Source organism: Brevundimonas sp. Br13 (genome assembly GCF_055391505.1).
Map to the genome: position 1 here is coordinate 786,364 of NZ_AP044008.1, position 19,549 is coordinate 805,912.

The 19,549-nt window shown below is 66.7% G+C and carries 22 protein-coding genes; 12 read left to right on the forward strand and 10 right to left on the reverse strand.

The window, feature by feature from the left end; all coding sequences use genetic code 11:
• Positions 1-88 precede the first annotated feature (88 nt).
• Both ACZ5M6_RS03825 and ACZ5M6_RS03830 read left to right on the forward strand, forming a co-directional pair.
• Entirely contained in the window at positions 89-316 is a 228-nt protein-coding gene (locus ACZ5M6_RS03825) for a hypothetical protein (protein WP_224761157.1), read from the forward strand.
• Entirely contained in the window at positions 313-894 is a 582-nt protein-coding gene (locus ACZ5M6_RS03830; protein WP_152949359.1) for a peptidase S14, read from the forward strand. The genes ACZ5M6_RS03825 and ACZ5M6_RS03830 overlap by 4 nt, the downstream gene beginning before the upstream one ends.
• A 10-nt stretch (positions 895-904) precedes the next feature.
• Here ACZ5M6_RS03830 and hslV read toward each other — a convergent pair whose 3' ends face one another.
• Positions 905-1,459 (reverse strand): ATP-dependent protease subunit HslV, encoded by a 555-nt coding sequence (gene hslV, locus ACZ5M6_RS03835; RefSeq protein WP_152949360.1) that lies wholly within the window; start codon positions 1,457-1,459, stop codon positions 905-907.
• A gap of 237 nt (positions 1,460-1,696) precedes the next feature.
• Between hslV and ACZ5M6_RS03840 the strand changes: the two genes are divergently transcribed.
• Both ACZ5M6_RS03840 and ACZ5M6_RS03845 read left to right on the forward strand, forming a co-directional pair.
• Positions 1,697-2,116, forward strand: coding sequence for a BLUF domain-containing protein (locus tag ACZ5M6_RS03840; RefSeq protein ID WP_152949361.1), 420 nt, complete (start codon positions 1,697-1,699; stop codon positions 2,114-2,116).
• Positions 2,117-2,167: 51 nt separating this feature from the next.
• A complete protein-coding gene (locus ACZ5M6_RS03845) occupies positions 2,168-2,905 on the forward strand; it encodes a HesA/MoeB/ThiF family protein (RefSeq protein WP_464159715.1) in 738 nt (245 codons plus the stop codon).
• Positions 2,906-2,915: 10 nt separating this feature from the next.
• Here ACZ5M6_RS03845 and ACZ5M6_RS03850 read toward each other — a convergent pair whose 3' ends face one another.
• Both ACZ5M6_RS03850 and ACZ5M6_RS03855 read right to left on the reverse strand, forming a co-directional pair.
• Positions 2,916-3,167 carry a hypothetical protein gene (locus ACZ5M6_RS03850; protein WP_054764550.1) on the reverse strand — a complete coding sequence of 84 codons (252 nt, stop codon included), beginning with the start codon at positions 3,165-3,167 and terminating at the stop codon, positions 2,916-2,918.
• 116 nt (positions 3,168-3,283) lie between these two features.
• Positions 3,284-4,270, reverse strand: a complete 987-nt coding sequence (locus ACZ5M6_RS03855) for a 2-hydroxyacid dehydrogenase (RefSeq protein WP_054764551.1) — start codon at positions 4,268-4,270, stop codon at positions 3,284-3,286.
• A 63-nt stretch (positions 4,271-4,333) separates the two neighbouring features.
• Between ACZ5M6_RS03855 and ACZ5M6_RS03860 the strand changes: the two genes are divergently transcribed.
• The 4 genes from ACZ5M6_RS03860 to ACZ5M6_RS03875 all read left to right on the forward strand — a co-directional run bounded on the left by ACZ5M6_RS03860 (position 4,334) and on the right by ACZ5M6_RS03875 (position 8,635).
• The gene (locus ACZ5M6_RS03860; protein ID WP_224761158.1) at positions 4,334-4,906 is read left to right on the forward strand and encodes an SH3 domain-containing protein; all 573 of its coding nucleotides are present in this window, start codon (positions 4,334-4,336) and stop codon (positions 4,904-4,906) included.
• Positions 4,907-4,984: 78 nt separating this feature from the next.
• Positions 4,985-5,521, forward strand: a complete 537-nt coding sequence (fabA, locus tag ACZ5M6_RS03865; protein ID WP_464159716.1) for a 3-hydroxyacyl-[acyl-carrier-protein] dehydratase FabA — start codon at positions 4,985-4,987, stop codon at positions 5,519-5,521.
• A gap of 65 nt (positions 5,522-5,586) precedes the next feature.
• Positions 5,587-6,804 (forward strand): beta-ketoacyl-ACP synthase I, encoded by a 1,218-nt coding sequence (gene fabB, locus ACZ5M6_RS03870; protein WP_464159717.1) that lies wholly within the window; start codon positions 5,587-5,589, stop codon positions 6,802-6,804.
• Positions 6,805-6,907: 103 nt separating this feature from the next.
• A complete protein-coding gene (locus tag ACZ5M6_RS03875) occupies positions 6,908-8,635 on the forward strand; it encodes an ATP-binding protein (protein ID WP_464159718.1) in 1,728 nt (575 codons plus the stop codon).
• Between the two features lie 86 nt (positions 8,636-8,721).
• Here the strand turns inward: ACZ5M6_RS03875 and dut are convergent, their stop codons facing one another.
• Both dut and coaBC read right to left on the reverse strand, forming a co-directional pair.
• Complete coding sequence (gene dut, locus ACZ5M6_RS03880; protein WP_183216163.1) at positions 8,722-9,180, reverse strand: dUTP diphosphatase; 459 nt, start codon at positions 9,178-9,180, stop codon at positions 8,722-8,724.
• Positions 9,177-10,400: a bifunctional phosphopantothenoylcysteine decarboxylase/phosphopantothenate--cysteine ligase CoaBC gene (gene coaBC / locus ACZ5M6_RS03885; protein WP_464159719.1), complete on the reverse strand. Its 1,224-nt coding sequence runs from the start codon at positions 10,398-10,400 to the stop codon at positions 9,177-9,179. Before coaBC ends, dut begins: the two co-directional genes overlap by 4 nt.
• Before the next feature lie 129 nt (positions 10,401-10,529).
• On the opposite strand from coaBC, the gene ACZ5M6_RS03890 reads away from it, so the two are divergent.
• Positions 10,530-11,036: an S-type pyocin family protein gene (locus tag ACZ5M6_RS03890; protein ID WP_464159720.1), complete on the forward strand. Its 507-nt coding sequence runs from the start codon at positions 10,530-10,532 to the stop codon at positions 11,034-11,036.
• Between the two features lie 42 nt (positions 11,037-11,078).
• On the forward strand, positions 11,079-11,939 hold the full coding sequence (locus ACZ5M6_RS03895) for a haloacid dehalogenase-like hydrolase (RefSeq protein ID WP_054764558.1): 861 nt from the start codon (positions 11,079-11,081) through the stop codon (positions 11,937-11,939).
• A gap of 2 nt (positions 11,940-11,941) precedes the next feature.
• On the opposite strand, the gene ACZ5M6_RS03900 is transcribed toward ACZ5M6_RS03895, so the two are convergent.
• Together ACZ5M6_RS03900 and ACZ5M6_RS03905 are read right to left on the reverse strand one after the other, a co-directional pair.
• Entirely contained in the window at positions 11,942-12,289 is a 348-nt protein-coding gene (locus tag ACZ5M6_RS03900) for a PilZ domain-containing protein (RefSeq protein WP_152949368.1), read from the reverse strand.
• Between the two features lie 99 nt (positions 12,290-12,388).
• Complete coding sequence (locus tag ACZ5M6_RS03905; RefSeq protein WP_054764560.1) at positions 12,389-12,709, reverse strand: 2Fe-2S iron-sulfur cluster-binding protein; 321 nt, start codon at positions 12,707-12,709, stop codon at positions 12,389-12,391.
• A gap of 220 nt (positions 12,710-12,929) precedes the next feature.
• Between ACZ5M6_RS03905 and ACZ5M6_RS03910 the strand changes: the two genes are divergently transcribed.
• Both ACZ5M6_RS03910 and ACZ5M6_RS03915 read left to right on the forward strand, forming a co-directional pair.
• Positions 12,930-13,937: an AAA family ATPase gene (locus ACZ5M6_RS03910; protein ID WP_464159721.1), complete on the forward strand. Its 1,008-nt coding sequence runs from the start codon at positions 12,930-12,932 to the stop codon at positions 13,935-13,937.
• A gap of 19 nt (positions 13,938-13,956) precedes the next feature.
• Entirely contained in the window at positions 13,957-16,416 is a 2,460-nt protein-coding gene (locus ACZ5M6_RS03915) for a S8 family peptidase (RefSeq protein ID WP_464159722.1), read from the forward strand.
• A 124-nt stretch (positions 16,417-16,540) separates the two neighbouring features.
• Here ACZ5M6_RS03915 and ACZ5M6_RS03920 read toward each other — a convergent pair whose 3' ends face one another.
• Genes ACZ5M6_RS03920 through sdhA form a run of 3 tightly spaced genes read right to left on the reverse strand, consistent with a single transcriptional unit; the run spans position 16,541 to position 19,549 of the window.
• Positions 16,541-16,930 carry a gamma-glutamylcyclotransferase family protein gene (locus tag ACZ5M6_RS03920; RefSeq protein WP_464159723.1) on the reverse strand — a complete coding sequence of 130 codons (390 nt, stop codon included), beginning with the start codon at positions 16,928-16,930 and terminating at the stop codon, positions 16,541-16,543.
• Positions 16,931-16,954: 24 nt separating this feature from the next.
• The gene (locus tag ACZ5M6_RS03925) at positions 16,955-17,752 is read right to left on the reverse strand and encodes a succinate dehydrogenase iron-sulfur subunit (RefSeq protein ID WP_054764563.1); all 798 of its coding nucleotides are present in this window, start codon (positions 17,750-17,752) and stop codon (positions 16,955-16,957) included.
• A 12-nt stretch (positions 17,753-17,764) separates the two neighbouring features.
• Positions 17,765-19,549 (reverse strand): succinate dehydrogenase flavoprotein subunit, encoded by a 1,785-nt coding sequence (gene sdhA, locus ACZ5M6_RS03930; RefSeq protein WP_054764564.1) that lies wholly within the window; start codon positions 19,547-19,549, stop codon positions 17,765-17,767.

The following is a 19,549-nucleotide window of genomic DNA, read 5'->3' on the forward strand; positions in this document are numbered from 1 at the left end:
TCCGGCGCCGAGTGGCGGCGCCGTCTTTGCCTCAGCCTGTGCAATATACTGACCTTAAAGGAAAAACGCCTACACAGACGGAACAGGCGTGGGCCGTCGCCGTTTCAGCGCCATGATCCCCCACGCCCTTGTCTTCACGCGGACCTGCAGAACCTCCGACCGGCGGACCATCCGGTGGTATGAGTGCGAACTGATCGACGACCAGGGCGCGCGCCGTCTGCGAAACCGGGCCTTCTTCTCGCTGGACGAAGCCAAGTCCTGGGCCTCGTCCGAAGGCTATCCGGTGGACGACGCCGACATCCAGGACGCGCGATGATCGGCGCCGCCCCCTCGGGTCCGCTCGACGCCTCGGCCTTCGACACCCCGCGCATCCTTCTGGCCGGCGCCGTAGACTACGCCATGTACGACCGGTTCCGCGACCGACTGACCCAGGCGCCCGACAGCGGCCTGGTGGTGATCGAACTGTCCACCCTGGGCGGCGATCCGGAGGTGGCGCGAATGATGGGCGAGGACGTGCGGTTTCAGAGCGACATCAACCCGGCGCGCCGTCTGGTCTTTCTGGGCAAGGCCGCCATCTATTCGGCCGGCGCGACCTTCATGAGCTTTTTTGCGGTGGAAAACCGCTATCTGACGCGCGGCGCTCGGGTGATGATCCATGAGCGAAAGATGGACAAGACGCTCCACATCGCCGGGCCGCTGACCACCTGCATCGCCTCGGTCAAGGCGATGCTGAACGAACTTGAGCACTCCATCGCCATCCAGAACGAAGGGTTCGAGAACCTGGTGCGCGGCAGCGCCGTCACCATGGACGAGGTGCTTCGGCGCGCGCCGGAGAACTGGTACATCGAGGCTCAGGAGGCGAAGGCCCTCGGCCTGGTCGCCGGCGTGCTGTGACCCCGCGGCGTCAGTCCCCCAGGGTCTCCACCGTCAGATTGCCGTTGGTGTAGACGCAGATTTCGGCGGCGATCTTCATGGCCTTGCGGGCGATCGCCTCGGCGTCCAGATCGGTTTCCTCGATCAGGGCGCGGGCCGCCGACAGGGCGTAGTTGCCGCCCGAACCGACGGCCGCGACCCCATGCTCCGGCTCCAGCACGTCGCCCACGCCGGTGACGGTGAAGATCGACGTCTTGTCCGCCACCAGCAGCATGGCCTCCAGCCGCCGCAGATAGCGGTCTGTGCGCCAGTCCTTGGCCAGATCGACGCAGGCCCGGGCGAGCTGGTCCGGGTACTGCTCCAGCTTGGCCTCCAGGCGTTCGATCAGGGTGAAGGCGTCGGCCGTCGCCCCGGCGAACCCCGCCAGAACCTTGCCGCCGGCCAGGGTCCGCACCTTTCGCGCCGCGCCCTTGACGATGGTCGGTCCCATCGAGACCTGACCGTCGCCGGCGATCACCGTGCGGCCGTTTTTGCGAACCGCCAGTATCGTGGTGCCGTGCCAGTCGGGAAAATTGGATTGGGTCATGGTCCGCAGATGGAGCGGCGGCCCGTCGCGATCAAGCCTCGCTCGCCTGTTGAGGGGTGTGTCACATTTCCTTGGCCTTACCTGGCTACCGCAGAGGTTCCGGCGTCCGTCAGCCTTAACCTAAGCGAGAGCGGCGCCGGCCGCAGTGTGCGATGGGTCGAACCAAGGGGGCTTCGTTAACCCTCTCGCTCCTAGAGCCTTTTTCGTCGGTCGAGTTGTTAAGCGTATGAGTACCCTATGAGTTTGTTTCGCATCTTCTATGTCAGCGACGCCGTGGGCGACGCGGGCGCGGGGCTTCTGCCCTTGATCGACATCATCGGGGCCTCGGATCGGAACAATCGGCGCGACCACGTGACCGGTTTCCTGCTGCGGCATCAGGACCGATTCTTCCAGCTGCTGGAAGGCGGGCGGGTTGATCTGGAGCGGTTGATGGGCCGGCTGGCGGCCGACCGCCGTCATCAGAATATTCGGGTCCTGGTCGATACGCCGGTGGACCGGCGTCTCTTTCCGCAATGGGCCATGGCCCAGATCGACCCCCTGCCCAGTCTTGAACCGATCTTGACCCGTTTGGCCGGGACGCGGCTCCTGTCGGAAGTGACCTTCGAAGTGGATCAGGTGATCGCCGACGCCCGTCTGGCCCTCGATGGGACGCGCTGACGGGGCCGCACGCGCCATTCCACCGCCCTCGCCGACGGTCTAGAGACGGGCATGGCCTTTTCTGACGATGAAGTCGAACGCTACGCCCGCCATCTGGTGCTGGCCGAGGTCGGAGGGCCGGGGCAGCAGGCGCTGAAGCGCGCCCGCGTCCTGGTCGTCGGCGCGGGCGGGGTCGGAGCGCCGGCCGCCCTCTATCTGGCGGCGGCGGGCGTCGGGACGTTGGGCCTGATCGACGACGACGTCGTGGCCCTGTCCAATCTTCAGCGTCAGATCCTTTTCGCCACCGCCGACGCGGGTCGGGCCAAGGTGGAGGCGGCGCGGGACCGATTGGCCGGCCTCAATCCGCATGTCGCGATCCAGACCTTCGCCGAACGTCTGACGCCCGAAAACGCAGCGCGCCTGATCGCCGACTTCGATCTGGTTCTGGACGGGACCGACGACTTCGCCACGCGCCATACGGTCAACGCCGCCTGTGTTGCGGCGGGCAAGCCCCTGGTCTCGGGCGCCCTGGGTCGGTGGAGCGGTCAGGTGGGGGTGTTTGCGGGTCGGCCCTGCTATCAGTGCCTGACGCCCGAGGTTCCGCCGGATGCGGAGACCTGCGCGCGTGTGGGGGTCGTCGGCGCCCTGGCGGGGGTGATCGGTTCGATGGCCGCCCTGGAGACGATCAAATGGATCGTAGGCGCGGGTCAGAGCCTTCAGGGGCGGCTGCTGATCTATGACGGCCTGGCGGGAACGGCGCGAACGGTGCGGATCGCGCCTGATCCCGCATGCCCGGTTTGCGGCGGCTGATTTGTCCGACTCAGGCGGCGGTTTCGAACCGCACGTCGTCCAGGGCCAACTCGGGCAGGGGAGCGGCGAAGCCCAGGGCAGGATTGCTGAGCACCGTCACCAGCCGCTCGCCGCAATAGAGGCAAAGAGTTTCGAATCCCGGCCAAGTCGCCGCCACATCGGCCAGGGCCCGGTCGGCGGCGCGATCGTCCTCGGCCTTCAGAACGCAGATGTCACGCACCGGAACACCCGGCAGGTTGACGATACAATAGTAGGAGTCCAACGCACGCTTCCCTTACAGGCCGCCGAAACGATCCCTGATCGCGGCGGTTCCTCCAGTGATCGGCGTTTTCGACAGGGGTGTGAGGCCCCCCCGACAGTCCTGTGAAATCGCAGGTCCTAAAGCATCGCCGGAATGACCCGGTCGGGCGGGCGATGGCCGTTCTGGAAGGTCATGACATTGGCGATGACCCGGTCGCCCATGTCCTGGCGCGCCTCCAGCGTCGCCGAACCGAGGTGGGGCAGGAGGACGACGTTGGGATGGCCCATCAGGCCCGGATGGATGGCCGGCTCATGTTCGAATACATCCAGGCCCACGCCGGCGATCGCCCGCGCCGCCACCGCCTGGGCCAGAGCCGCCTCTTCGATCAGTTCGCCGCGCGCGGTGTTGATCAGGATGGCATGGGGCTGCAGCCGCGCCAGGCGTTCGGCCGACAGAAGATGATGGGTCTCCCGTGTGGCTGGACAGTTCAAGGAGACGATGTCCATCCGCGCCAGCATCTGGTCTAGGTCGTCCCAATAGGTGGCGCCCAGCTCCTCGGCGATCAGGTCCGAGACGGGCTTGCGATTGTGGTAATGCACCTGCAGGCCGAAGGCCTTGGCGCGACGGGCCAGGGCCTGGCCGATCCGGCCCATGCCGACGATCCCCAGCCTCTTGCCCCACAGCTTGCGCCCGCACATCCAGGTCGGGGTCCAGCCCTCGAAACGGCCTTCGGCCACCACCTGGGCCCCTTCGACGATGCGGCGGCTGACGGCCAGGATCAGGCTCATGGCCAGGTCGGCCGTATCCTCGGTCAGGACGCCGGGCGTATTGGTGACGATGATGCCGCGCGCCACGGCCGCCTCGACGTCGATATGATCGACCCCGGCGCCGAAGTTGGCGATCATCTTCAGCTGTTCGCCGGCGCCGTTGATCAGGTCTGCGTCAATGAGGTCGGTGATGGTGGGCGCCAGGACCTCCGCCCGCTGAACCGCCGCCTCCAGCGCCGCCCGGTCCATCGGCTGGTCCTTAAGGTTCAGCTCGGCGTCGAACAGTTCGCGCATCCGCGTTTCGACCGCGTCCGGCAGGCGTCTGGTTAATACGACCTTAAGCTTGCGAACGGACATTGCGGGCCTTGGTTAGCGGGCGATGGTTCAGGATCGAAGCCCGCGCGACGGGTCGTTCCAACTGTGTCTAGCAAAGCCGCCGCCATCTTCCAAAGCCTGCGACGCCGCACCGCCGTCGCCCTGGCCGTTCTGGGCCTAGGGGTGATGGCCGGCGCCGGCGCGACCATGCCCGATGGGCGCCCCACCCCGACGGGGCTGGAGGTGCCGCGCTGGATCTCGCTGAAGTCCTCCCACGTCCGCGCCCGCCAGGGGCCGGGGCTGGATTATCCGATCCTGTGGGAGTATCGCGCCGCCGGCCTGCCGGTCCAGGTGATCGCCGAGACGACCGAATGGCGAAAGATCTGCGATCCGGACGGGGCCGTGGCCTGGATTCACCGCACCGTCTCTTCCGGCCGCCGCTATGTCTTCAACACCTCGGCCGAAGAGGTGATGATCCACGCCGGCAAGTCCCAGGCCTCGGCCGTCCGTGCGCGCCTGTCGCCCCGGTCCCTGGTGTCCCTGGACGAATGCGAGGACGGCTGGTGCCGGGTGCGGGCGCGCCGCCTGCGCGGCTGGATCCAGGAAAGGGCCGTCTTCGGCGTCCAGCAACGCGCGCTATGCAACGCCAACCGGCCTGCGGGAACCGGTCGAGGCTGAAGGTCGACGACCGCCGGTGTTGAGCGAAGCGGCGCGGTCGTGTAACCCGCAGGCAACAGCAGACCTGACGGAACCGCCTTGACCCAGTCCCAATACCCCTCGTCCTTCGATCACGAGGCCCTGCTCGCCTCCGGGCGCGGCGAACTGTTCGGTCCCGGCAACGCCCAGCTGCCCGCTCCGCCCATGCTGATGTTCGACCGGATCACCCAGATCACGGCCGACGGCGGCGCCCACGGCAAGGGCTATGTGGAGGCCGAGCTGGATATCCATCCGGACCTCTGGTTCTTCCAGTGCCATTTCATCGGCGATCCGGTCATGCCCGGCTGCCTGGGCCTGGACGCCATGTGGCAGCTGGTCGGCTTCTATCTGGGCTGGATCGGCGGCCCCGGCCGCGGCCGCGCGCTCGGCGTCGGCGAGGTCAAGTTCACCGGTCAGGTGACGCCCGACATCAAGAAGGTCGTGTACAAGATCGACCTGAAACGGGTGATCAATCGCAAACTGGTGATGGGCATAGCCGACGGCGTGCTGGAGGCCGACGGCGAGGTCATCTACACCTGCAACGACATGCGGGTGGGACTCTTCGGCGCCGGCAAGGACGAGCAGGCGGCCGCCTGAACCCCTATATAACCGCGGACAGCGCGGAAGACCCCAGGGTCGAGAAGCTAGAGTAAGGAAACACCATGCGTCGTGTCGTCGTCACCGGCCTGGGCATCGTCTCTTCCATCGGCCACGGCGCCGAAGAGGTGACCCAGTCCCTGCGCGAAGCCCGGTCGGGCGTCGTCCATGCCCCCGACCACGCCAAATACGGTTTCCGCAGCCAGGTCTGGGCCCCGCCCAAGATCGGCCCGTGGGAGGAGCTGGTCGATCGTCGCGCCGCCCGCTTCCTGGCCAACGGCACCGCCTGGGCCCACATCGCCTTCGAAGAAGCGCTGAAATCTTCGGGCATGACGGCCGACGAGATCAAGGACGACCGCATCGGCCTGATCGTCGGCGAGGGCGGCCCCTCGACCCAGGTCATTCTTCAGGCCGCCGCCACCACCATCGAAAAGACCTCGCCCAAGCGCATCGGGCCGTTCGCGGTGCCGAAGGCCATGGCGTCCGGCCCCTCGGCCGTGCTGTCGACCTGGTTCCAGATGCGCGGCGTCAACTATTCGATCAGCTCAGCCTGCGCGACCTCCGCCCACTGCATCGGCGCCGGGGTCGAACAGATCCAGTGGGGCAAGCAGGACGTGGTCTTCGCCGGCGGCTGCGAGGACATCGACTGGTCCATGTCGAACATGTTCGACGCCATGGGCGCCATGTCGTCGAACTTCAACGAGACCCCCTCGGTCGCCTCGCGCGCCTATGACGTCAACCGCGACGGCTTCGTCATCGCCGGCGGCGCCGGCATAGTGGTGCTGGAGGAATACGAGCGGGCCAAGGCGCGCGGCGCGACCATCTATGCCGAGGTCACCGGCTATGGCGCCAATTCCGACGGTTATGACATGGTCGCCCCCTCGGGCGAGGGTGCCCAGCGCTGCATGAAGATCGCACTGGAACAGGCCGGCAATCCGAAGATCGACTATCTGAACCCGCACGGCACCTCGACCCCGGTCGGGGATTCGAAGGAAATGGAGGCCGTGCGCGCCGTCTTCGGCGATCAGATGCCGATGATCTCCTCGACCAAGTCCCTGACGGGCCACTCGCTCGGCGCGGCGGGCGCTCAAGAGGCCATCTACTGCCTGCTGATGATGCAGAACGGTTTCGCCGCCGAGAGCGCCCATATCGAGACCCTTGATCCGGCCTTCGAGGGCATGCCGATCCTGCGTCAGCGCCACGAGGGCGAGCTGACCCACGTCATGTCCAACAGCTTCGGCTTCGGCGGCACCAACGGAACCCTGATCCTGTCGAAGGTGTGAGACGCGCAGGGGCGACCCTCCGACCCTAGGTAGTGTCCCTCGGCCCGGCGAAAGCCGCGGTTAGGGAATCCCGTGCATGCTGCAGGCCGGGAGAAACACAAGAATGCACGCGCGTTACGCACGGATCGCCGAGGCCAGGCAACGCGAAATTAAGGTCAGGGTCGGCTTCGCCGTCTTCATCGCCTGCACCGTCTGGGCGCTAGCGCCGTCGAAATGGCCGGCGATCTGGCTGGCGCTGGTCTTCGCCGGACAGTCGGCCGACTGGATCGTCTTCGGCGCCATCCGCAGGCTGGGAGGGGGAACGCCCTCGCGGGGGCTCAGGATCGCCGCCTGCATCAGCCTGTTCGTCAACAGCGTCTTCTATTCCGCCATCGCCGCCTATCTGTGGGCGGACGGGGGTGGGTCCCAGATGGTGTTCGGCAGCATCCTAATCGCAGGGGCGCTGCTTCATGTGACCATACACCTCTATCATGAGCGTGAAATCCTCATCAGCGCCGCCACGCCGCCCGTCGTTTATTTTCTGGCCCTGCCCGTCATCCACGGCTATGTCCTGGGCCAGCCTACCGATCTTCTCGTGGCCGTGGGTTGCGTCCTGTACATGACCCATCTGCTGGTCGCGGTGCGGCAGAGTTCACAGACCAACCGCGCCATTCAGATCGCCAACGACCGCGCTCAGGAGGAGCGCCGCAGGGCCGAGGTGGCCAGCGCCGCCAAATCCGACTTCCTCGCCGTGGTCAGCCACGAAATCCGCACCCCCATGAATGCGGTGGTCACTTCGGCCAATCTGTTGGAACGGTCCCAGCTCGATCCGGCGCAGAAAGAGCACGTGGTGATGCTCAAGGACGCCAGCGAGGTTCTGATCGGCCTGTTGAACGACGTTCTCGACTTTTCGAAGATCGAGGCCGGAAAGATGGAGCTGGAAGAGGCGCCCGTCGATCTGGTGGACAAGCTGAAGGCTCTCGAGCGGATGTGGGCGCCCAAGGCGCAGGCCGCCGGCGTCGCCTTTGAGGTCTCCCTGCCTGACGATCTGCCGCGCCACGTGCGGACCGATCCGCTGCGGCTGCAACAGATCCTGTTCAATCTCGTCTCGAACGCCGTCAAGTTCACGGCGACGGGACGGATCGAGGTCCGCGCCCGCTGGAACGCCGCCCTGGGCCGGTTGACCGTCGCGGTGACCGATACCGGATGCGGTATTCCCGACGACCGCCTGCCCTATGTCTTCGACGTGTTCGAACAGGTCGACGCGGGGGTGACGCGCCGGCACGGGGGCTCAGGCCTCGGCCTGGCCATCACATGCAAACTGGCCCAGCTGATGGGGGGGGCCGTGTCGGTCGAAAGTCGATTGGGAGAAGGCTCGATCTTCACGGTCGATCTGCCGATGGGGATCGCGGCCGCCCCCTCGGCGACCCTGGCGGTCAGCGCACCCTCGACCTTCGCACACGGGCTGGACATTCTGGCGGTGGACGATCACCCCGTGAATCGTCGGATCGTGGCCCTGCTGCTCGAGCCCATGGGGTGTGTCCTGACCTTCGCCGAAAACGGTCAGGAGGCTGTGGAGGCGGCGGCCCTGCGCCGGTTCGACGCCATTCTGATGGACATGCAGATGCCGGTTATGGACGGATTGACGGCGACGCGGGCCATTCGCTCGGACGGGCCCAATGCCGGCACGCCGGTCATCGCCCTGACGGCCAACGCCCTGGAGACCCATCGCGCGGCCTGGGCGACGGTGGGGGTGGACGACTTCGTCACCAAGCCGATCGACCCGGCGCGCCTCGCCTCGGCGCTGGAGGCGGCCGTGCGAGGCGAGGCCGCCGTGGCCGCGACGGCCTGAGCGGCGCGCAATCGGATCAGCGCGCCGGGACGGCGCCGTCTCCGACAAGGCCGGCCTGAGGCCGTGGTCCCGCCTTCAGGTGAGCCCTACCGCCCCGTCGAACCGAACCCCCCCGCGCCCCGCGCGGTGTCGTCCAGGGTCTCGACTTCGATCCAGTCCGCCCGTTCGTGTTTGGCGATCACCAGCTGGGCGATGCGTTCGCCCCGGCGAATGACGAAGTCTTCATCGCCGATATTGGCCAGGATGACGCCGCACTCGCCGCGATAGTCGCTGTCGATCGTGCCCGGCGCATTGGGGCAGATGATCCCGTGCTTCAGGGCCAGGCCCGAGCGGGCGCGGACCTGGGCCTCATAGCCCAAAGGCAGGGCAATCTTCAGCCCCGTTGGCACCAGGGCGCGCCGGCCCGGCGCCAGGGTCAGGGGCTGGTCCTCGGGCACGGCGGCGCGCAGGTCCATGCCCGCCGACCCGGCCGTCTCATAGGCGGGCAGGGGCAGGCCCTCGGCGTGGGGCAGGCGCAGGATCTGAACGGAGACGGCTTCGGTCATTGGGCGCTCTTGAAATGGTCGGCGATACGGTCGGCTAGGGCCTGGGCGACGGCGGTCTTGGATTGGCGGGGCCAGACCTCGGCGCCCTGGGCGGTGACCAGCAGAACGGCGTTGCCGTCGGATCCGAACACCTCGTCCGAGACGTCGTTGCCGACGATCCAGTCGCAGCCCTTCCTCGACAATTTGGCGCGGGCGTTGGCCTCGAGATCGGTGGTCTCGGCGGCGAAGCCGATGACCAGGGCGGGCCGGTTCGGTCCCGGCGCGGCGACCCCGGCCAGAATGTCCGGGTTCTCGATCAGGGCCAGGGTCGGCGGCCCGCCCGGCCCCTTCTTGATCTTGCCCCCGGCGACGGTGTCCACCCGCCAGTCGGCCACGGCGGCCGACAGAACGGCGATGTCGGCCGGCAGGGCGGCTTGCGTCGCCGACTGCATCTCCAGGGCGCTTTCCACCTCGATCCGAGTGACGCCGGGCGGAGCGGACAGGGCCGTGGGGCCGGACACCAGCGTCACCTCCGCCCCCCGCTGGGCCAGGGCGGCGGCGACGGCGTAGCCCTGTTTGCCGCTGGAGCGATTGGTCAGGCCGCGCACGGGGTCGATCGGCTCGAAGGTGGGGCCGGCCGTGACCACCGCCCTTCGTCCGGCCAAGGGTCTGGGGCACGTCAGCAGGTTCTGGATCGCCTCCACTATGGCCGCCGGCTCGGCCATTCGGCCGGGTCCGTACTCGCCGCAGGCCATCTCGCCCTCGTCCGGCCCGACCACGGCCGCGCCGTGGAAGCCGGGGAAGCTTTTCAGCCGCTCCATATTGGCCTGGACCGCCGGGTGGTCCCACATCCGCACATTCATGGCCGGCGCCAGCAGCACCCGCTTGTCCGTGGCGATCAATGTGGTGGAGGCCAGGTCGTCGGCGATCCCATTGGCCGCCTTGGCGATCAGCCCGGCCGTCGCCGGCGCCACGACCACCAGATCGGCCCAGCGCGACAGCTCGATATGGCCCATGCTGGTCTCGTCGTCCGGATGGAACAGGCCGGACCGCACCGGATGGCCGCTGAGCGCCGCCAGGGACAAAGGCGTGACGAACTCGGCCCCCGCTTCGGTCAGGATCACCCGGGTTTCGCCGCCCGCCTTGGCGATCAGACGCACCAGCTCCAGCGCCTTATAGGCCGCTATGCCGCCGCCGACGATCAGCAGCACCTTTCGGTCGGTAAGCGCGCGCATGTCCATGGCCCCGCTCTAGCGGTCTCAGGCGACGGCGTCGAGACGATCAAAAAGAACATTGTGCGAACAATCGAGTTGTGCTTACGTCGCCTTCAGCGAGTGTCGGAGGGGAAGATGATCGCGCTGAGGATAAGAGTGGCCGTTTCGGTCTCGTTTGGCTTGATGCTGTGCGGCCTCATGGGTCTGGCGGGCTGCGACAACAGTTCGGCGGTGCAGACGCGCGATCGAACGGCGTCGGCGCCCGTCGGGGCCGGCGATCCGTCGTCCGCGCCGGTCGAGGCGACTGCGGCGGAAACGGCCAAGCCGGTTTTGACCGCCAGCCGCCGGGAAACGGTGGACGCCAAGATCGCCCGCCTCTATGCGCGCAACGGCGCCGATTTCGGCGCGGCCTCGGCCGAAGCCTATCTGGACAAGGTGACCGCCTTCACCACCCGGCCGCCCGGCGACGCCGAGACGGTGAAACGGCCGAACGGCGACACCCTGATCTATCAGGCCTCGACCAACACCTTCGCTGTGGTGGCCAAGGACGGCACGCCCCGCACCATGTTCAAACCGACCACCGGGGCCGACTATTGGGCCGAGCAGAAGGCGGCGGCCCCGACCTTCGGCCAGAGTCGGAGATCGACGCAGGAGGCCGGCTGATATAGAGGGCGGGGTTCCCTGCCGATCTTCCGGACCTCGCCCATGGCCGACGCCCCCTCTGCCGCGCCCCCGCTCAAGACCGCCCTGATCTATGATTTCGACGGCACCCTGGCGCGCGGCAACATGCAGGAGGTCAGCTTCATCCCTTCGGTGGGCATGGACGTCGGCGCCTTCTGGGGCGAGGCCGAGGCCCTGACCAAGGACGCCGACGGCGACGGCATACTGATGTACATGCAGCTGATGTTGCACCATGCGCGCCAGAACGGCGCCCCTGTGACGCGCGAGACCCTGCGTCGCCACGGCGAGGCGGTGGCCCTGTTCGAAGGTCTGAAGGACCTCAGCTGGTTCGACCGGATGAACGCCTTCGGCGCCCGATACGGGCTGGAGATCGAACACTATATCGTCTCGGCCGGGCTGGAGGAGATGATCGACGGCACGCCGATCCGGCCCGCCCTGACACACGTCTTCGCCTCCCACTATGTCTATGACGAAAAGGGCGAGGCGGCCTGGCCGGCGGTCGGCGTCAACTACACCACCAAGACCCAGTATCTGTTCCGCATCAACAAGGGGGTGAAGAACCACTGGGAGCACGAGCGGATCAACCACTTCATCCCCGACGACCAGCGGCCGGTGCCCTTCGACCGGATGATCTTCATCGGCGACGGCGACACGGACGTGCCGACCATGAAGATGATGCACACCAAGGGCGGCTTTTCGATCGCCGTCTATGACCCGCGCTCGAACGAGAAGGACCAGAAGAAGGTCTATTCCCTGATCTCGGAGGATCGGGTCAATTTCGTCGCCGCTGCCGACTATCGCGAGGGCTCGGCCCTGGACCTGATCGTCAAGGGGCTGATCGGCCGGATCGCCATCAACGCCGGGGCCATGCCGGCGGGGATGTAGGCCTAGCGGCCCCCGGCCCTCACCCAGGCGTCGCGCGCCCCGGCCAGCCGGGCGGGCGCCAGGCCGCGCAGGGATTTGGCGCCCGTCTGTTTCAGACCCGCCTCCTGCCCCTTTTGCCAGACCAGGGTCGCCTCATAGGCCAGGCCCTCGGCCACATCGATCACCACCACCTGGGCCGGCAGGGCCGCGCTGCGGTCCAGCCTCAGCCGCATTCCCGTGTCCGACAGATCGACGATGACGCAGACCGTCTCCAGCCCCGCCGCGCTGACCACGCCGCGCGCATTGACGGTGCGACGAGCCTCGCCGCGTCGATCGGCGGGCAGGGCGGGCTTGGATCCGAACAGACGCATGGGGAAACTCGGCCTTGGAAACACTGCCGTCCTGCAACGCGCGCCGACGACAAAGGCGCCGGGCGGCCTGACCTCAGTACGGGGTCTTGGGGCGGGTTCTTAGTGCTGGTTTTGGGGCAGGCGCACGACCAGGCCGTCCAGCGCCTCCGACACCCGGATCTGGCACGACAGCCGGCTGTTGGGCTCGACCTCCTCGGCGAAGTCCAGCATCGACTCCTCCATGGCCGAGGGCTTGCCCGTCGCCTCGCGCCAGGCCTCGTCGACATAGACATGGCAGGTGGCGCAGGCGCAGGCCCCGCCGCAATCCGCATCGATCCCCGGCACATTGTTCCGGATCGCGCCCTCCATGACGGACAGCCCCGGTTTCACGTCGACCACGTGCTCGGTTCCGTCATGCTCGATATAGGTGATGCTGGCCATGGCCCGCTCATATCAAGCCGAGGGGATGGCGCAAGGGCGGATGGAAGGCGGGGGTGGTTGAAGCGAATGCAGGGAACCCGCGGCATCCTAGGAGGTTCGGGCCTCCATACGTCGATATTTGCGCTCATCGCACGTTGGTCGTGGAAACTCGACCTTGAATCACGGTAGGGTTGAGATAGAGAGCGACGTCGGCGGCCCCGCCGACAGTACGGGATCCATCATGCCATCAGCCAAGCAGGTCATCGCTCTGCTCGCCAGCCACGTCGACGGTGACGAGGAGCGGGTTCGAACGATTGCCCTGCAGATGGCGGCGACGGAATCGCGCCAGGGTCACGCTAATACGGCCAAAGCCCTACAGAAGATCGCGGAAGATATAGGGCGAAAGAAGTCTGCGTCGAGCACGGCCGCGATCGCCTCGATCAGTCGACCGCGCGGGGCTTTAGATGGCCTGATGACTGAGACCCGCAGCCGGGTCACGCTCGATGACATGACCCTTACGCCCGCGATCGCCGAACGGCTCGCCGGGCTCGTTGCCCAGCAGCAGCAGAGGGACATGCTTCGTCGCTACGGGCAGAGCCCCAACGCCCGCCTTCTGCTCGTCGGTCCACCGGGATCCGGCAAGACCCTGACGGCGAGCGCTTTGGCCGGCACGCTGCACCTGCCACTCTTCACTATACGCCTGGACACGGTAATCACCCGGTTCCTGGGAGAAACGGCGGCCAAGCTGCGTCTCGTGTTCGATCAGATCAATCAGATGCGCGGCGTCTATCTGTTCGACGAGTTCGACGCGATCGGGGGTCGTCGATCCGTCGACAACGACGTGGGTGAAATCCGCCGAGTGCTGAATTCCTTCCTCCAGTTCATGGAAGAGGCCAACGCCACCGACAGTGTCGTGGTGGCCGCGACCAATCATCCGGAACTTCTCGATCGCGCCTTGCTGCGGCGGTTCGACGATATCATCGAATATGGCCTGCCTAGCCCCGACGAGGCTATGGCTCTCATTCAGTCGCGGCTCGGAAAACTCAGGCCGCGTACGGGGAGCTGGAGCCGCGTCGCCGAACAGGCCGACGGCCTCAGCTACGGCGAATTGGCGCGCGCGGCCGACGAGGCGGTTAAGGTCGCTATCATGGGCGGTCGCCAAAAGGCGCGGGTGGCGGACGTCGAGGCGGCCTTGCAATCACGCCGGGCTATGCGGGATGTTATGACTGACGTATTCATCAACTCATAGTTGATGAATCGGGGGGCAAATGCCCAGTGCATATGATCGGCGCCATCTTCGCGTCGAGGCCTTCGCTAAGTCCGAAGCCTACAGACGGCCCAATCTGGCCGTGGTTCCACGAGACTACGCTCGGATCGCCGCTGCCCATGCCGAAACCCTCAGTCGGGAGTTTGCCTCGGCGATTGAGGCGGCGTCCAATCGGCTTCTAGGCGAGCGCGAAGACGTCGCAGGCCTGCCCGGCACCTATGTTGGGGTGGAGACGGCACCCAACGGCCCCGTACCGAACCTGGAGTGGAAGACCCAAGGTGTGCGTGTGAGCGCTTTGGATCGAACCGAGACCGGGTCGGTGCGCGGCACTCTTTTCGTGCCCGATGCGGCCCGGGACTTCGTCGCTGGCAAGTTGAACGAATACGGCGAGAAACGAACCGACGCCGACAAGCCGCGTCACGATGGACGCTTCGCACCGATCGAGCGCTTCTTCGAGGCGCGCCTCGAGGATCTCTGGACCGACAGTCGCGTCCTACCGGAGCTCGGGACGAACGCCTGGTGGGAACTGTGGTGCTGGCAGGACCGGGTCCAGAACGCCCTGAGCAAGGCGGAGGCGCTCAATCTGCCCGTCGCCAGCGATCGTCTCGTCTTTCCAGAGCGCGTTCTGATCTATGTCTACGGCGCACGAGATGCCATCTCGCGCTTGGTCGCCAGCTGCGATGCGGTCGCCGAACTCCGCATGGGACGTGATACCGCAGCCTATTTCATGGGACTGAAGCGGCCGGACCAACATGGATGGGTCGGCGAGGCCGTCGAGCGACTGGAGCTTTCCGCTGATGCGGACCAAACTGCCCTATGTATTCTGGATACCGGCGTGAACATCGCTCACGATCTGATCGCCCCAATTCTGCCGGCCGATCGCCGGTTCAGCGTGCGCCAAGCGTGGGGTATCGACGATCATGACGGACACGGTTCTGAGATGGCCGGGTTGGCCGCCTTCGGCGACCTGACCTCCGCCTTCCAGACCAATGCCGCCATCCCAATCGATTACAACCTAGAGTCGGTCAAATTGGTCCATCCGCCGGCTTTGCCAGCCACCGATCCCGGCAATTTTGGCCTCGTCACCGCCCAGGCAATCGCGCTTCCGGAGATCGCCTTTCCCCAGACGCGGCGAATCTACTGTCTCGCCGTCACCCAGCCCGGAGTCCACGGCCCGCGGGCGACCAGCTGGAGTGCAGCGCTGGACGCCGCAGCGTACGAATGCGCCGCCCCCGGCGCTAATCCGCCTGACCGGCTGATCCTGGTGTCGGCCGGAAACCTTCAGGACGAGGTGGGGCTGACGGATCTAGAACAGTGGGAAAATTTTGAAATTGAGGACCCCGCCCAAGCGTGGAATGTTCTGACCGTCGGGGGCGTTACCGACAAGATCGAGGTCGCCGACAAGGGCTACGAGAGCTGGAAGGCTGCGGCTGAAGTGGGGGCCTTGAGCCCCTACAGCCGGGTTTCCTCGGCCTGGAACCGCGGGGTGTCTCCGATCAAGCCCGAACTGGTAGTTGAGGCCGGAAATCGCGGCATAGACCCCGCCGATCAGAGCCTGTTAAGCGGCATGCCGTCGCTTTCGCTGCTGACCACAAGCGCTTCGCCCGTAAACGAGCCCCTTTCGGTCTCCTGGGCGACCAGCGCCGCGACCGCCTTGGGATCCAGGATGGGCGCGGGACTCTGGTCCAAACACGGCGACCTCTGGCCGGAGACCGTTCGGGCCCTGCTTGTGCACAGCGCGCGCTGGTCGCCTTGGATGGAAGCTCGGTTGCTGCAGACTAACAGCAAGGCCGAGCGGCTGCGTTGGCTCCGCCATTTCGGCTACGGCGTTCCGAGCCTGGAACGCGCGAGGGCTTCGGCCGGCAATAGTCTGGCCTTGGTCGCGCAACGCAGAATTCAGCCGTTCGTCAAAGAGAAGGGCGCGACCCATGCCACGGCCAAGGAAGCGGACTTCTATGAGCTGCCCTGGCCGAAGGCGGCTCTCCTTGCGCTCGGGGACCACGCCGCCCGGATACGCGTTACCCTGTCCTATTTCGTGGAGCCCAACCCCAACGCCGCCGGATCAATTCTGGCCGCGCGATATCGATCCGCTGGTCTGCGGTTCGGTCTTCAACTGCGCAACGAGACCGCGAAACAGTTCGCCGCGCGTATCAACCAGCTGGCGAGCCTGGACGATGACGACGCGGCGGATATCGCCGAGGCCGACGTCACGCGGGTGCTCGGCGAACGCTCGATTTCGGCGGGATCGCTTCACGTCGACGAGTGGCGAGGCTCTGCAGCGGACTTCGCGGACCGGAACGGTCTGGCCGTGTTTCCAGTCGGCGGTTGGTGGAAGGGGGTCAAGGACCGCGTGAACAACGGCATGCGCTACGCCCTGGTAGTGACCATCGACGCTGGCGACACCGAGGTCGACCTGCATGCGGAAGTGGCCGCCGCCGTGAATGTTGAGGTGGAGGTCTGACGGACAACCACTGGTCAGGGCTGGCGGAGGGCTGTCTGGCTATGGGGCCTCAGAGCCGTTGGCCCCTTCAAAGGTGTGCTTTCGGGCGTTCAACCAACGCTCGTTCTTGGCGCAAATCCGCCCCTCACCCCTCCGCCGCCACATACACCCACGCCTCCGCCCCCGCCTCCGTCGTCGCGCGCACCCGGCGATAGACCTCGCCCTCATAGGCGTCGGCGGCGGTCAGGTCGGCGGGGGTCAGGGGGTAGAGGCGGCCGGGGACGGGCGGGGCGGCGTCCGGCGTCGGGATCAGGATCGGATAGTGGGTCAGGCCGGTCTCGGCCGTGATCTGGGGGTCGTCGATGGCGGGATCTTCGACGGGGATGTGCGACAGGCGAAAACCGCTCAGTCGGTCGGGGGCGCCGGGCCCCAGGTCGCGGCCGAAGACGGCCGTCTGGACCGCCGGGTCCTGCAGCGTGCCATAGGCGAACAGCAGGCTCCCGGCGGTCATGGAGGCGGCGGCGGCGGCGGCCACGCCGTCTGGATCAGGCCGTCTGGATCAGGCCGCCTGTTTCTTGCGGCCGGGGGCGACCATCAGCTTCTTGGTTTCGGCGATGGCCTTGGCCGGGTTCAGGCCCTTGGGGCAGACCTGGGCGCAGTTCATGATGGTGTGGCAGCGGTACAGTTTGAACGGGTCTTCCAGGTCGTCCAGACGTTTCTGGGTGGCGTCGTCGCGGCTGTCGGCGATCCAGCGATAGGACTGCAGCAGGGCCGCCGGGCCCAGATATTCCTCCTGGTTCCACCAGTAGCTGGGGCAGGAGGTGGAGCAGCAGGCGCACAGGATGCACTCGTACAGGCCGTCCAGTTTTTCGCGCTCGGCCGGGGTCTGGAGCCGTTCCTTCTCCGGGTCGGGCTCGTCCGACTGGAGATAGGGCTGGATGGAGTCGTACTGGGCGTAGAACAGGCTCAGGTCCGTCACCAGGTCCTTGACCACCGGCTGGTGCGGCAGGGGGGAGATGGTGATGTTGTGCGAGGCGCACTCGTCCCAGCCCTTGGTGCAGGCCAGGGCGTTGCGCCCGTCGATGTTCATCGAGCAGGAGCCGCAGATCCCCTCCCGGCACGAGCGCCGGAACGACAGGGTCGGGTCGATGGTGTTCTTGATGTGGATCAGGGCGTCCAGCAGCATCGGCCCGTGATCGTCGGACGAGACCTCATAGACGTCCCAGCGCGGGTCGGCGTCGACCTCGGGGTCGTAGCGGTAGACCTTGTAGGTCTTGACGTTCTTGGCGCCGGCCGGGGCCTTGTGGACCTTGCCCTTGGTGGGCTTGGAGCCGCGGGGGAGGGAGAGTTGAACCATCTGCGTTCGACCTCAGTAAACCCGAGCCTTGGGCTCGATGTACGCGATGTCGTCGGACATCGTGTAATTGTGCACGGGGCGGTAGTCGATCTGGACCTGTTCGCCCGGGCGCTTCCACGCCAGGGTGTGTTTCATCCAGTTCGCGTCGTCCCGGTCCGGATAGTCCTCGCGGGCGTGGGCGCCGCGCGATTCCGTGCGGTTCAGGGCGCTCTCGATGGTGACGACGGCCTGGGCGATCAGATTGTCGTACTCCAGCGTTTCCATCAGATCCGTGTTCCAGATCAGGCCGCGGTCCGTGGTCTTGATGTCGGAACCGGCGGCGTCGATGGCGCGCAGCTTGTCCGTGCCCTGTTGCAGGGTGTCGCCGGTGCGGAACACCGCCGCATCGGCCTGCATCGCCTTCTGCATCGCCAGCCGCAGCTCAGCCGTCGGGGTGGAGCCGTCAGCGTTGCGGAAGCGGTCCAGTCGGGCCAGGTGGGCGTCGGTCTGGGCCTTGGAGGCGCTGGGCACGGCCGATGCCTTGTCCACCACCTCGCCGCAGCGCAGGCCGACGGCGCGGCCGAACACCACCAGGTCGGTCAGGGAGTTGGAGCCCAGGCGGTTGGCGCCGTGCACCGAGACGCAGGCCGCCTCGCCAACGGCCATCAGGCCGGGCACGACGCTGTCGGGGTTTCCATCACGAAGGGTCAGCACCTCGCCGTGATAGTTCGTGGGAATGCCGCCCATATTGTAGTGGACCGTCGGCAGGACCGGGATCGGCGCCTTGGTCACGTCCACGCCGGCGAAGATCTTGGCGCTTTCGGAAATGCCCGGCAGGCGCTGGTGCAGGATCTTCGGATCCAGGTGGTCCAGGTGCAGGAAGATGTGGTCCTTGTTCGGGCCCACGCCGCGGCCTTCGCGAATCTCGATGGTCATGGAGCGGCTGACCATGTCGCGGGGGGCCAGATCCTTCACGGTGGGGGCGTAACGCTCCATGAAGCGCTCGCCTTCCGAGTTGGTCAGATAACCGCCCTCGCCGCGGGCGCCCTCGGTGATCAGGCAGCCGGCGCCGTAGATGCCGGTCGGGTGGAACTGGACGAACTCCATGTCCTGCAGCGGCAGGCCGGCGCGCAGCACCATGGCGTTGCCGTCGCCGGTGCAGGTGTGGGCGGAGGTGGCCGAGAAATAGGCCCGGCCGTAGCCGCCGGTCGCCAGCACCACCATCTTGGCCCGGAACTGGTGAAGCTGCCCATTGTCCAGCTGAAGCGCCGTCACGCCGGTGCAGGCGCCGTCCTGCATGATCAGGTCCAGCGCGAAATATTCGATGAAGAACTTCACCTCGCGGCGCACCGACTGGCCGTAAAGGGTGTGCAGGATGGCGTGGCCGGTGCGGTCGGCGGCAGCGCAGGTGCGCTGCACCGGGCCCTCGCCGAAGTTGCGGGTCATGCCGCCGAAGGCGCGCTGATAGATCTTGCCTTCCTCGGTCCGCGAGAATGGCACGCCCCAGTGTTCCAGCTCATAGACGGCCTTGGGCGCGTTCCTGACCAGATATTCGATCGAGTCCTGGTCGCCCAGCCAGTCCGACCCCTTGACGGTGTCGTACATGTGCCACTGCCAGCTGTCCTCGCCCATATTGCCGAGCGAGGCGGAGATGCCGCCCTGGGCGGCGACGGTGTGGGAGCGGGTCGGGAAGACCTTGGTGACGCAGGCGACCTTCAGCCCCTGCTGGGCGGCGCCAAGCGCGGCGCGAAGGCCGGAGCCCCCGGCGCCGACGACGACGACGTCATATTCGTGATCGATCAGTTCGTAAGCGGCCAT

Coding starts and splice junctions, on each gene's coding strand:
- ACZ5M6_RS03855 (WP_054764551.1), bottom strand. CDS start 4,270: ATGTCCGTTCGCAAGCTTAAGGTCGTATTAACCAGACGCCTGCCGGAC.
- sdhA (WP_054764564.1), bottom strand. CDS start 19,549: ATGGCCGCTTACGAACTGATCGATCACGAATATGACGTCGTCGTCGTC.
- ACZ5M6_RS03840 (WP_152949361.1), top strand. CDS start 1,697: ATGAGTTTGTTTCGCATCTTCTATGTCAGCGACGCCGTGGGCGACGCG.
- ACZ5M6_RS03830 (WP_152949359.1), top strand. CDS start 313: ATGATCGGCGCCGCCCCCTCGGGTCCGCTCGACGCCTCGGCCTTCGAC.
- ACZ5M6_RS03915 (WP_464159722.1), top strand. CDS start 13,957: ATGCCCAGTGCATATGATCGGCGCCATCTTCGCGTCGAGGCCTTCGCT.
- ACZ5M6_RS03925 (WP_054764563.1), bottom strand. CDS start 17,752: ATGGTTCAACTCTCCCTCCCCCGCGGCTCCAAGCCCACCAAGGGCAAG.
- ACZ5M6_RS03875 (WP_464159718.1), top strand. CDS start 6,908: ATGCACGCGCGTTACGCACGGATCGCCGAGGCCAGGCAACGCGAAATT.
- coaBC (WP_464159719.1), bottom strand. CDS start 10,400: ATGGACATGCGCGCGCTTACCGACCGAAAGGTGCTGCTGATCGTCGGC.
- ACZ5M6_RS03910 (WP_464159721.1), top strand. CDS start 12,930: ATGCCATCAGCCAAGCAGGTCATCGCTCTGCTCGCCAGCCACGTCGAC.
- ACZ5M6_RS03905 (WP_054764560.1), bottom strand. CDS start 12,709: ATGGCCAGCATCACCTATATCGAGCATGACGGAACCGAGCACGTGGTC.
- ACZ5M6_RS03900 (WP_152949368.1), bottom strand. CDS start 12,289: ATGCGTCTGTTCGGATCCAAGCCCGCCCTGCCCGCCGATCGACGCGGC.
- ACZ5M6_RS03845 (WP_464159715.1), top strand. CDS start 2,168: ATGGCCTTTTCTGACGATGAAGTCGAACGCTACGCCCGCCATCTGGTG.
- ACZ5M6_RS03895 (WP_054764558.1), top strand. CDS start 11,079: ATGGCCGACGCCCCCTCTGCCGCGCCCCCGCTCAAGACCGCCCTGATC.
- fabB (WP_464159717.1), top strand. CDS start 5,587: ATGCGTCGTGTCGTCGTCACCGGCCTGGGCATCGTCTCTTCCATCGGC.
- dut (WP_183216163.1), bottom strand. CDS start 9,180: ATGACCGAAGCCGTCTCCGTTCAGATCCTGCGCCTGCCCCACGCCGAG.
- hslV (WP_152949360.1), bottom strand. CDS start 1,459: ATGACCCAATCCAATTTTCCCGACTGGCACGGCACCACGATACTGGCG.